Origin of the sequence: Proteus vulgaris (assembly GCF_016239305.1) — a bacterium.
GTDB classification, from domain to species: Bacteria; Pseudomonadota; Gammaproteobacteria; order Enterobacterales; family Enterobacteriaceae; genus Proteus; species Proteus vulgaris_C.
Window position 1 is genome coordinate 108,645 of the sequence record NZ_JAEHOQ010000005.1, and the last position, 12,475, is coordinate 121,119.

The 12,475-nt window shown below is 38.5% G+C and carries 11 protein-coding genes; 10 read left to right on the forward strand and 1 reads right to left on the reverse strand.

The window, feature by feature from the left end; all coding sequences use genetic code 11:
• Nucleotides 1-9 precede the first annotated feature (9 nt).
• The 4 genes from JEP40_RS05140 (at nucleotide 10) to JEP40_RS05155 (ending at nucleotide 5,603) form a co-directional block, all read left to right on the forward strand.
• Nucleotides 10-2,898, forward strand: a complete 2,889-nt coding sequence (locus JEP40_RS05140) for a valine--tRNA ligase (protein WP_198622734.1) — start codon at nucleotides 10-12, stop codon at nucleotides 2,896-2,898.
• 375 nt (nucleotides 2,899-3,273) lie between these two features.
• On the forward strand, nucleotides 3,274-3,783 hold the full coding sequence (locus JEP40_RS05145) for a GNAT family N-acetyltransferase (protein WP_198622789.1): 510 nt from the start codon (nucleotides 3,274-3,276) through the stop codon (nucleotides 3,781-3,783).
• A gap of 421 nt (nucleotides 3,784-4,204) precedes the next feature.
• A complete protein-coding gene (locus JEP40_RS05150; protein WP_036914671.1) occupies nucleotides 4,205-4,372 on the forward strand; it encodes a YhfL family protein in 168 nt (55 codons plus the stop codon).
• A 361-nt stretch (nucleotides 4,373-4,733) separates the two neighbouring features.
• Entirely contained in the window at nucleotides 4,734-5,603 is an 870-nt protein-coding gene (locus JEP40_RS05155; protein WP_198622735.1) for a pirin family protein, read from the forward strand.
• 110 nt (nucleotides 5,604-5,713) lie between these two features.
• Here the strand turns inward: JEP40_RS05155 and rraB are convergent, their stop codons facing one another.
• On the reverse strand, nucleotides 5,714-6,148 hold the full coding sequence (gene rraB / locus JEP40_RS05160) for a ribonuclease E inhibitor RraB (RefSeq protein WP_198622736.1): 435 nt from the start codon (nucleotides 6,146-6,148) through the stop codon (nucleotides 5,714-5,716).
• A gap of 184 nt (nucleotides 6,149-6,332) precedes the next feature.
• On the opposite strand from rraB, the gene argF reads away from it, so the two are divergent.
• The 6 genes from argF (at nucleotide 6,333) to nrdD (ending at nucleotide 12,473) form a co-directional block, all read left to right on the forward strand.
• Entirely contained in the window at nucleotides 6,333-7,337 is a 1,005-nt protein-coding gene (gene argF, locus JEP40_RS05165) for an ornithine carbamoyltransferase (RefSeq protein ID WP_198622737.1), read from the forward strand.
• A 178-nt stretch (nucleotides 7,338-7,515) separates the two neighbouring features.
• A complete protein-coding gene (locus tag JEP40_RS05170; protein WP_198622793.1) occupies nucleotides 7,516-7,686 on the forward strand; it encodes a hypothetical protein in 171 nt (56 codons plus the stop codon).
• Nucleotides 7,686-8,621, forward strand: a complete 936-nt coding sequence (gene pyrB / locus JEP40_RS05175; protein ID WP_198622738.1) for an aspartate carbamoyltransferase — start codon at nucleotides 7,686-7,688, stop codon at nucleotides 8,619-8,621. Before JEP40_RS05170 ends, pyrB begins: the two co-directional genes overlap by 1 nt.
• 13 nt (nucleotides 8,622-8,634) lie before the next feature.
• Nucleotides 8,635-9,093 carry an aspartate carbamoyltransferase regulatory subunit gene (gene pyrI, locus JEP40_RS05180; RefSeq protein WP_006535648.1) on the forward strand — a complete coding sequence of 153 codons (459 nt, stop codon included), beginning with the start codon at nucleotides 8,635-8,637 and terminating at the stop codon, nucleotides 9,091-9,093.
• 510 nt (nucleotides 9,094-9,603) lie between these two features.
• Entirely contained in the window at nucleotides 9,604-9,990 is a 387-nt protein-coding gene (locus JEP40_RS05185) for a RidA family protein (protein WP_006535650.1), read from the forward strand.
• Nucleotides 9,991-10,334: 344 nt separating this feature from the next.
• The gene (nrdD, locus tag JEP40_RS05190) at nucleotides 10,335-12,473 is read left to right on the forward strand and encodes an anaerobic ribonucleoside-triphosphate reductase (protein ID WP_198622739.1); all 2,139 of its coding nucleotides are present in this window, start codon (nucleotides 10,335-10,337) and stop codon (nucleotides 12,471-12,473) included.
• Nucleotides 12,474-12,475: the final 2 nt, after the last annotated feature.

Here is a 12,475-nt window from a genome sequence, read left to right on the forward strand (position 1 = left end):
GTAAAAAATATGGAAAATAAATCCGCACCGAAAGAGCCATCGCTCGACACAACTTATAATCCAGCAGAGATTGAACAACCTCTGTATCAGCATTGGGAAAAGAATGGCTATTTCAAAGCCAATGGCGATACAACGAAAGAAAGCTTCTGTATCGTGATCCCACCGCCAAACGTCACAGGTAGCCTGCATATGGGCCATGCTTTCCAGCAGACCATTATGGATACCATGATCCGTTATCAGCGCATGCAAGGTAAAAACACCTTATGGCAGTCAGGGACTGACCATGCGGGTATCGCGACTCAAATGGTTGTTGAGCGTAAAATTGCTGCTGAAGAAGGTAAAAATCGTCATGACTATGGTCGTGATGCGTTTATCGACAAAATTTGGGAATGGAAAGCCGAATCAGGTGGCAATATTTCTAACCAAATGCGTCGTTTAGGTAACTCTGTTGATTGGGAACGTGAACGTTTCACCATGGACGAGGGTTTATCTAAAGCCGTTAAAGAAGCCTTTGTGCGTTTACATAAAGAAGATCTTATCTACCGTGGTAAACGCCTTGTTAACTGGGATCCTAAATTACACACTGCAATCTCTGATCTTGAAGTCGAAAACCGCGAGGTTAAAGGTTCAATGTGGCACTTGCGTTATCCTTTAGCGGATGGGGCAAAAACAGCTGAAGGTAAAGATTACCTGATTGTCGCAACAACACGCCCAGAAACCATGTTAGGTGATACTGGTGTTGCGGTTAATCCAGAAGATCCACGTTATAAAGACTTAATTGGTAAAGAAATTATTCTTCCAATCGTCAACCGTCGTATTCCTATTTTAGCGGACGAACACGCGGATATGGAAAAAGGTACCGGTTGCGTAAAAATTACCCCTGCCCATGACTTTAATGACTATGAAGTTGGACGTCGTCATCAATTACCAATGATTAATATCATGGATTTTGATGGCAATATCCGTGTTAGTGCAGAAGTCTTAGACACTAACGGTGTTGAATCTGACGTTTATAGCACTGAAATTCCAGAAGCCTACCAAGGTATGGAACGTTTCGCAGCACGTAAAGCGATGGTGGCTGAATTTGAACGTTTAGGTTTATTAGAAGAGATCAAACCTCACGATTTAACCGTACCTTACGGTGACCGTGGTGGTGTTGTTATCGAACCTTTACTGACAGACCAATGGTATGTTCGCGCTGCACCTTTAGCGAAACCAGCGGTTGAAGCTGTTAAAAATGGCGATATCCAATTTGTACCAAAACAGTACGAAAATATGTACTTCTCATGGATGAACGATATCCAAGATTGGTGTATTTCTCGTCAACTGTGGTGGGGTCACCGTATCCCTGCTTGGTACGACAATGAAGGTAACGTCTATGTAGGCCGTGACGAAGAAGAAGTTCGCCGTGAAAACAATATCGTAGCTGATGTGGCATTACGCCAAGATGATGACGTATTAGATACATGGTTCTCATCTGCACTGTGGACATTCTCAACCTTAGGCTGGCCTGAAAATACCGAAGCACTGAAAACATTCCATCCAACAAATGTATTGGTCAGTGGCTTTGATATAATTTTCTTCTGGATCGCTCGCATGATCATGATGACCATGCACTTTATCAAAGACGAAGACGGTAAACCGCAAGTTCCATTTAATACGGTTTATATGACAGGTCTTATTCGTGATGAAGAAGGCCAGAAGATGTCAAAATCCAAAGGTAACGTACTTGATCCTCTGGATATGATCGACGGTATTTCATTAGAAAACTTACTAGAAAAACGTACTGGCAATATGATGCAGCCACAGATGGCTGAAAAAATTGCTAAACGTACTAGCAAAGAGTTCCCAGAAGGTATTGAAGCACACGGTACAGATGCCCTGCGTTTTACCTTAGCGGCATTAGCCTCAACGGGTCGCGATATTAACTGGGATATGAAACGTCTATCTGGTTACCGTAACTTCTGTAACAAGCTGTGGAACGCAAGCCGCTTTGCTCTGATGAATACTGAAGATCAAGATTGTGGCTACCAAGGTGGTGAGATGACATTCTCACTGGCTGACCGTTGGATCTTAGCTGAATTTAACAATACCGTTAAAGCCTATCGTGAAGCGTTAGACAACTATCGTTTCGATATCGCCGCGGGTATTTTATATGAGTTCACTTGGAACCAATTCTGTGACTGGTATCTTGAGCTATCAAAACCTGCGGTACACAAAGGTAATGATGCACAAAAACGCGCAGCTCGTCATACTCTGATTGAAGTGTTAGAAGGCTTATTGCGTCTTGCTCATCCAATCATTCCATTTATCACAGAGACAATCTGGCAACGAGTCAAGGAAGTTAAAGGCATTGAAGGTGAAACCATCATGCTACAAGCTTTCCCTGAATTTGATGCTTCATTAGTGGATGAACACGCACTTAGCGATCTTGAGTGGATCAAAGAAGTTATTGTTGCAGTTCGTAATATCCGTGCTGAAATGAATATTGCTCCAGGCAAACCACTTGATGTTATCTTACGTGGTGCGGATGACAATGCTAAGCGCCGTGTCAGCGACAACATTGGTTTCTTAAAAGCCATGGGTCGTTTAGCCGATATTCGTCCATTAGCAGAAGGTGAAGAAGCGCCATTATCAGTGACTAAATTGGTTAGCGGTGCAGAATTGCTTATTCCAATGGCAGGCTTTATCGATAAAGATGCAGAGCTTGCTCGTTTAGATAAAGAACTAGAAAAAGTAGAAAAAGATATCTCAACTTTAGATAGCAAATTATCTAACGATGGATTTGTGAGTCGAGCACCAGAAGCAGTTGTTGCTAAAGAGCGTGAACGCTTAGCAACTTGCTTAAATGCCAAAGAAAAACTGATCGCACAGAAAGTCTCTATCGCCTCTTTATAAGCACTATCGCTTTAAAGACACTGAGGTTGATAATAAAAACCCGCGTTTATCGCGGGTTTTTGCTTAGTTTCTTTCAGCCAAAAAATAAAACCATTTTTCACTTCATTTCTTATTATTCTCGGTTTTATTCTCGCCAATACTCCTTTCCATTTCTTATTTTCACTTAAATTTAATCACTCACTAAAATATAATACTAGGAATAAAGGGAATAAGTAGGTAAAGAAAAAAGATCCTCGGTTTACAAATATGTTTAATCAATTAAGATAGTTTTCGTAGCCATCAGTGCTACTTTCAATGAAGAAGTTCCTTTCCGGTGCTCTCTCAATAAATAATCAAAAAATATTCTACTAACAAGTGAAAACGATGAGTGCAACTATGACTGCAACCCAAACTATAACCTCAAATATTGTTATCCGAGCGATTGAAGAAAAAGACAACGCAGGCATTGCACGCGTTATTCGTGAAGTCTCCGCAGAACATGGTTTAACAGCCGATAAAGGCTTTGCGGTTGCCGATCCGATTTTAGATACTCTCTATGAAGTTTATCACCAGCCACGTAGCGCTTACTGGGTTGTTGAAATGGATGGAGAAGTTGTTGGCGGTGGCGGTGTCGCTCCACTTGCTGGTGGTGATGGCAATACCTGTGAATTACAAAAAATGTATCTTTCAGCCAAACTGCGCGGTAAAGGTATTGCAAAAAAAATCGTTCTGCAATCTCTTGAGTTTGGTAAAGCACAAGGCTTTAACCGTTGCTATTTGGAAACCACCGACATCTTAAAAGCTGCGGTGGGCTTATATGAGAAATTAGGATTCGAATTTATTGATGAAGCCTTAGGTAATACAGGACATAGTGATTGTGAGATCCGTATGGTGAAATCACTTTAAGCCGTTCTTGTTGTTCTCTACGTAATACAATAAATAAAGTGACCACGACTTTACCCGCATTTTTATGCGGGTTTTTATTATCAAAAATAGCATCTATAAACACAAATTCTATTTTTTAAAATGATATAAAAGAGCTCTATTTATCCTCTATTTTTTCAAATTGATTTATTATTAAATTATTAGTTATTTATTATTCATTAATTCCTTATCTTAAATATCATTAAAAAACACAAGTTTATTTTTTTATTCATTTCACTCTAGATAATTATATTTCACTTCTTAAGTTAAATATTTTTTAGCATCTTTTCTATTTAAAATTTTCTTATTTTTTAGATTGCTATTTATAGCTAATTTAATATCTTTATGCAGATAAAGTCATGCAATGGCTTTTATAACTCTAAAATTTAAAAGGAATTTTTTCATGAAAAACTTTGTTAAAATTGCACTTATTGCTTCTGTAATTACTGTAATGACCGGTTGTACTGGTAGCGTATACAATAAAGAAAAAGACTGTAACTATGACTACTTACTGCACCCAGCAGTTTCTATTTCTAAAATCATTGGCGGTTGTGGCGACACAAGCAAATAAGATTTAAGAAATAAATCTATTAATAAACTACATTCTGACTTATTGTTGCTAAGAAAGAATGTGGTTTTTATTTTTCATCTTCTGAAAATAAAGATCAACAATTAAGCCTATTACACTAAAAACTATTTTATCAATTATTAAAATATAACCTATTTATTATTTCTATTCTCTTTATTGCATTTATTTTATTTCTAGCCATTAAAGTTATTCATTTTTTTTGAACACCATCAACAAATTCCCCCTATTTTGTTCATCACGCGAACACTTTATGATCAGCCTCATTAAGAAATCGCAATAATCTGTATTACCTCCTTCTGTGTCTTGGTTATTGCGGTTTCTTTCCTTAACTCGGAGAACAATCATGACTATCAGACAGATTAATCATATTTATTCGGCGCCAAATTCACACTGGGTAGGTAATGGCTTTCCAGTCAGTACCTTATTTTCCTATCAGGAAAATGGTGAGAAACATAGCCCGTTTCTGCTGATGGATTACGCCGAGCCAACACTGTTTAAACCTGTTACCAATGCCCGTGGTGTAGGAGCGCATCCTCATCGTGGATTTGAAACCGTAACAATCGCTTATCAAGGTGAGGTTTCTCATCATGACTCTAAAGGTCACGCTGGAACTATTACCGCAGGTGATGTGCAATGGATGACAGCTGCTTCTGGCATTTTGCATAAAGAGTATCACTCTGAAAAAATGACCAAAAAAGGTGGCGTACTAGAGATGGTGCAACTTTGGGTGGATCTACCGACAGCGTACAAAATGACACAGCCTCGTTATCAGGCGCTGAAAGCAGAGGATATCCCTCATGTTGAATTACCTAATGATCAAGGCTATGTCCGGGTGATTGCAGGTAATTATGCTGATACCCAAGGTATCGCAATGACTTACTCACCACTTAATGTGTGGGATCTGCGCTTAAATCATGCAGGTGTTTCACACTACAGTATTCCTGAAGGTCATAATGCAATGCTGTTTGTGGTGAAAGGTGCTGTACATATCAATGACAGTGAAATTGCACGTCAACATGATATGGTAGTGTTAGATAATCATGGCGATACACTGATATTAGAATCAATGGGTGACACCATTATTTTAATTCTAACAGGTGAGCCGATTAATGCGCCTATTGTAGGACAAGGGCCTTTTGTAATGAACACTCAAGAAGAGTTACAACAAGCTTTTGATGATTATGACAATGGCAAATTTGGTGTAATGGATTAATGGCTCTACCCTTAAAACCAATAACACCAGTCACAAAGCAATAATTTTGTGGCTGGTGCTATTATTTTGCACTGATAAATCAGGTACAAAGGGACAACATTTAGCAAAAATTAATGTAAGCGTGATGACTTATCAGACTCTTCCTCTTCGTCGTCTTCGTCTTCACTGTCTTCATCATCATACTCAGCGTCAGGATCTTCAAAGTAAGTTCCCCAACCATCGTAATAAACACCCATCTTTTCAGCTAAATTCATTAACTGTTCAACTTGAGCATCAATAAGCTCAGCATTTAAACCACTTTCACTCACAGCATCAAAGCAAACTAAAATTTCACCTGATTCTACTTCGATTTCTTCAGGTTCAGTCACTTCATAACCTAATTTAAATACTTCAACTGCAGCTTTTTCTAGTGTTTCGAAGTTTTCACAAGAGATGTGGTGTTCGATAGCATACAGCGCATCAGGATCACTACCATCTTCCAGTAATTCTTCAATAATAAGACGTGTTTCTTCACGTTGTTCTGCTAATTCTTTGCTGTCCGCCATAATCATGCTCCGCAATAGTCTGAAAAGGTATCTTGTTCATTCTCCCACAGGGCGAATCAACACTCCATACCTAATATGATGTGCTTATCGCAGACTGTTTAAATTAAAAGTTTTTCTTTAGGGGTTGATGATGAATATTTATTAATATAAATTGAATATAAATTCAATAATAGGATATCACTCTATGAACCCTTTTTATCAAAAATCATTCTTACGTTTACTGGATTTTTCACCTGCTGAAATTCAACAACTACTGACATTGTCAGCACAATTAAAAAAAGCCAAAAAATCAGGTGAAGAAACTCAATATCTTGCAGGAAAAAATATCGCGCTTATTTTTGAAAAAGACTCAACTCGTACCCGTTGTGCCTTTGAAGTTGCGGCTTTTGATCAAGGTGCCAGAGTGACTTATTTAGGGGGCGGAAGCCAAATTGGACATAAAGAATCGATAAAAGATACCGCACGAGTATTAGGCCGTATGTATGATGGTATTCAGTATCGCGGTTATGGGCAAAAAACGGTAGATGCGCTTGCACAATATTCTGGTGTACCTGTTTGGAATGGCTTAACCAATGAGTTTCACCCAACACAGCTATTAGCAGACTTACTAACTATCACAGAACATCAAACTAAACCGTTATCAGAAACCGTATTTGCTTACCTTGGTGACGCTCGTAATAACATGGGAAATACTATGCTGGAAGCAGCCGCGTTAACAGGTATGGATTTACGTTTAGTGGCGCCTAAAGCATGTTGGCCCGAAGCAAGTTTAGTTACTCAATGCCAAGATATTGCTAACAAAAATGGTGGAAAAATCACACTCACTGAAAATGTAGCTGAAGGCGTTAAAAATGCTGATTTTCTTTACACCGATGTATGGGTTTCTATGGGCGAACCAAAAGAAGTTTGGAAAGAACGTATTACGTTACTTAAGCCTTATCAGGTCAATATGGACGTTGTGAAATTAACTGGAAATCCAGAAGTCAAATTCCTCCACTGTTTACCTGCTTTTCATGATGAAGAAACCACAATGGGTAAAGCATTAGCTGAAGAGTTTAACCTATATGGTGGTTTTGAAGTTACTGATGAGGTGTTCGAATCAAAACACAGCATTGTATTTGATGAAGCTGAGAACCGTCTTCACACCATAAAAGCAGTGATGGTTGCCACCCTTGCCGATCCATTCTGAAATACATAATCATGCAAAACCCCTATTTTTTAATCGCGAAAAAATAGGGGTTTTCTTCGTTTGATCTCAAGCTGATTGATTTTTAAATCAAAAAAATTTTTTTTGAAAAAAACAAAAGCAAACGCTTGCGTGTAAATCCAAGATGCGTATAATGCGCCACAATTTGTCAGGAGGAAAGATGAAACAGCGCCTATTCCAATGTGTTAAAAAAAATCGCACCTTAACAGGTCGCAAGCGCATTCACTTTTTTCCAATAGCCCAATTTTTTAAAACCCCTCTTATTGAGGGGTTTTTTTTGGCCTATAAAAAACCACTTATCGCACAATTCATCGCTAAAGGAGAACTCTAATGACTAATCCGCTCTACCAAAAGCATATTATCTCCATCAATGATCTGGACAGGGAAGATTTGGAAGCTGTTCTTCACGTTGCTGATAAATTAAAACAGCAACCTAATAACGAATTGTTAAAAGACAAAGTGATAGCGAGTTGCTTTTTTGAAGCATCGACACGAACTCGCTTATCATTTGAAACAGCGATCCACCGCCTTGGCGCATCTGTTGTCGGCTTCTCTGATGGAAGCAACACGTCTCTGGGGAAAAAAGGTGAGACATTGGCGGATACCATTTCTGTTCTACGCACTTATGCTGACGCTATTGTTATTCGCCATCCTCAAGAAGGTGCAGCGCGTTTAGCCTCTGAGTTTGCTGGTGATATTCCTGTCCTCAATGCAGGTGATGGTGCAAATCAACATCCAACGCAGACTTTACTGGATTTGTTTACCATTCAAGAGACACAAGGCCGTTTAGATAATCTCAATATCGCAATGGTGGGTGACCTAAAATATGGTCGAACTGTGCATTCACTGGCACAAGCATTAGCAAAATTTAAAGGCAATCATCTCTATTTTATCGCCCCGAAAGTACTCGCAATGCCAGAGCATATTCTTCACTTGCTGGAAGAAAATGGTGTTGAATATAGCCAACATGAAACAGTAGATGAAGTCATATCAGAGCTGGATATTCTCTATATGACACGCGTACAAAAAGAACGTTTAGATCCTTCTGAATATGCAAATGTTAAAGCACAGTTTGTTTTAACTAGTGCTGATTTAGTGAATGTGAAAGATAACCTCAAGATCTTACACCCACTACCACGTATTGATGAAATCACAACAGATGTAGATAAAACGCCTTATGCTTACTATTTCCAACAAGCTGGAAATGGTATCTACGCACGTCAGGCATTACTTGCCTTAGTTCTGAATAAAAACTTAGTTCTTTAATAAGGAGCACACCATGACACATGATCACAAACTAAAAGTTGAAGCCATCAAACGTGGGACTGTTATTGATCATATTCCAGCGCAGGTGGGCTTTAAAATTCTTTCACTGTTCCGTTTAACTGAAACTGATGAAAGAATAACCGTAGGTTTTAACTTACCTTCAGAAAATTTAGGTAAAAAAGACTTAATTAAAATCGAAAATGTCTTTTTAACCTCAGAGCAAGCAAACCGTTTAGCAATGTATGCGCCACAAGCCACAGTCAATATTATCGATGATTATCAAGTGGTTAATAAGATGGCGTTAAGCTTACCTGAATTGCTTGAAGATGTGGTTCCTTGTCCTAATAGCAACTGTATTAGTCATAACGAACCAGTACAAAGTAGTTTCCGTGTCAAAAAACTGGCCTCAGATGTTGTATTAACCTGCAAGTACTGTGAAAAAGAGTTCGAACGCCACGCGGTTATTCGTTAATTTTTTTAACTCTTTGCTCGCAAGGGCAGAGAGTTTTTTATTAGTTATTAATAATATTTTATTTTCAGTCACTATCTACAGCGAAATATAGTTAAAACAACGATGACTTACCCAATATTGTTTTGTGTTATCTACTTATTATCAGTTTAAGTGGCACTCAGGCACTTGCCATGATCCCACTGATCATTCTTTGAGGTATGTTACATATATCTGAGCTAATTATTTTTCATTATAGAATAATTACCCCCTAAAATCATAAAGAAGATATTTGTAAAAAATAGAATTTATACATAAACCACCTTTTGTAAAAAAAAATTCTCTAACAATCGAATATATAGTGATAAAAATAGGAATTAATGAGGGGCAATTGTATGAGTTCATTTTCTTTTTATACTTGCAGACTTTATGATAAAGCCTGATATCTGTCATATTGCTAACCTACAGCGCTGGCTATAATAGCGCCGTGCTAATCAAGCGTTAGCCTTAATCTTATAAAAACAGGAGTTCTACATGTCTTACGAAATTAATACCGATAAAGCCCCTGCAGCAATTGGCCCTTATGTACAAGGCGTTGATTTAGGTAATTTAGTGATCACTTCAGGTCAATTACCTGTTGATCCGGCTACAGGTGAATTTGTTTCTGATAATGCAGCAGAACAAGCTCGTCAATCTTTAGAAAACGTAAAAGCAATTATCGAAAAAGCGGGTTTAACTGTTGCTAATATCATCAAAACCACTGTTTTCGTAAAAGATTTAAATGATTTTGGTACCATTAATGCCGCTTATGAAGCCTTCTTTAAAGAGCATAATGCAGCATTCCCAGCTCGTTCTTGTGTTGAAGTTGCTCGTTTACCAAAAGATGCAAAAGTAGAAATCGAAGTTATCGCTATCCGTTAATTTCATTTCAAGAATAGGTCATAAAAAAGCAAAGGTCTCTTTATGAGCACTTTGCTTTTTTTATGTTCTCATTTTTTGATGAATAATTTATCGCATCTATTTTTGGCACATATTTACAAATCAGCTAACCCCTCTTGATGCCTGATGTAGCAAAAATACCTTGATTTAGATCAGTTTTAATGAAGATTATTTCCCTTTCAATAACTATATATTGTGCTTTAATACATACCGACATACAACATATAGTAATTATACACATCTTATCCACAATAAGCCTGAATGCTGTGCCATCACCTGTTTTTATGGGATTTGAGCCTGTGGATAAATAGTTAAGGAGCAAGATTGTGAAAACCATAGTGATAAAACGAGACGGATGTAAAGTCTCTTTTGACCAAACCCGCATCAGCGATGCTATCAAAAGAGCCGCCGTAGCTTGTGAGATCACTGATGATGATTATTGCGATTCTGTCGCGCAATCCGTTTCACAATCTCTCGCAGGACGTTCGAATGTCGATATCCGTGAGATCCAAGACGCCGTAGAAAATCAGCTGATGGCTGGCGAGCATAAAGATGTCGCCAGAGCCTATATTGAATACCGTCACGACCGAGATGTTGCCCGTGAACAACGCGGAAGATTAACTCAGGAAATCCGAGGTCTTATCGAACAAAGTGATGTCTCTATTCTTCATGAAAATGCGAATAAAGACAGTAAAGTTATCCCTACCCAACGTGATTTACTTGCGGGTATTGTGGCTAAACATTACGCAAAATTACATATCCTGCCAAGAGATGTGGTACTCGCTCATGAGCGTGGTGAAATTCATTATCATGATCTCGATTACTCACCGTTTTTCCCTATGTTTAACTGTATGCTAATTGACCTTAAGGGCATGTTAAACAATGGTTTTAAAATGGGAAATGCGGAAATAGAACCCCCTAAATCTATTTCAACAGCAACAGCAGTAACAGCACAAATTATTGCACAAGTGGCAAGCCATATTTATGGTGGTACAACGATAAATCGTATCGATGAAGTATTAGCGCCATTTGTAAAATCAAGTTATGACAAACACTATAAAGTCGCACAAGAATGGCAAATTGCTGATAAAGAAGCCTACGCCAATGCGCGTACTGAAAAAGAGTGTTACGACGCATTCCAATCTTTAGAGTATGAAGTCAATACACTGCATACGGCTAATGGACAAACGCCATTTGTTACTTTCGGCTTTGGCCTTGGTACATCAAAAGAAGCACGTCTAATTCAACGTTCTATCCTTGAAAATCGTATGGCTGGTTTAGGCAAAAACCGTAAAACGGCTGTTTTCCCTAAACTTGTTTTTGCCATTAAAGATGGCTTAAACCATAAATTTGGTGATCCTAATTACGATATCAAACAACTTGCGCTTGAATGTGCAAGTAAACGCATGTATCCGGATATCTTAAATTACGACCAAGTGGTTAAAGTAACGGGATCATTTAAAACCCCAATGGGTTGCCGTAGCTTCTTAGGTGTTTATGAAGAAAATGGCAAAATGATCCACGAAGGCCGTAATAACCTAGGTGTTATCAGTCTGAACTTACCGCGTATTGCCATTGAAGCTCAAGGTGACGAAGCTACATTCTGGTCACTGCTTGATGATCGTCTTGAATTAGCGAAAAAAGCGCTGATGACACGTATTGCACGTTTAGAAAACGTTAAAGCGCGTGTTGCCCCTATTCTTTATATGGAAGGTGCATGTGGTGTGCGTTTAAAAGCAGACGATAACGTGTCTGAAATCTTTAAAAATGGTAGAGCGTCGATCTCATTAGGTTATATCGGTGTTCATGAGACCATCAATGCACTGTTTGGTACTCAAAAACATGTTTTTGATGATGAAGCCTTAAGAGAAAAAGCTGTAGCGATTATTAATCGCCTACGTGAGGCAACCGATCAATGGAAAGCAGAAACAGGCTATGGCTTTAGCCTTTACAGCACACCAAGTGAAAATTTATGTGATCGCTTCTGTCGTTTAGATGCGGCTGAATTTGGTATTTTACCCGGTGTAACGGATAAAGGTTATTACACCAATAGCTTCCACTTAGATGTTGAGAAAAAAGTAAATCCATACGACAAACTAGATTTTGAAGCACCTTATCCACCATTAGCAAATGGCGGTTTCATTTGTTATGGCGAATATCCAAACTTACAACATAATCTTAAAGCACTAGAAGATGTTTGGGATTACAGCTATACCCGTGTTCCTTACTATGGCACAAACACCCCAATTGATGAGTGCTATGACTGTGGTTATACCGGTGAATTCTCTTGTACTAGCAAAGGTTTTACTTGCCCACGTTGTGGCAATCACAACCCAGCAAGAGTTTCAGTTATTCGCCGTGTATGTGGATATTTAGGTAGCCCAGATTCACGTCCATTTAATGCGGGTAAGCAAGAAGAAGTTAAACGTCGAGTAAAACATCTGGCAAATGGTCAGTTAGGTTAAGA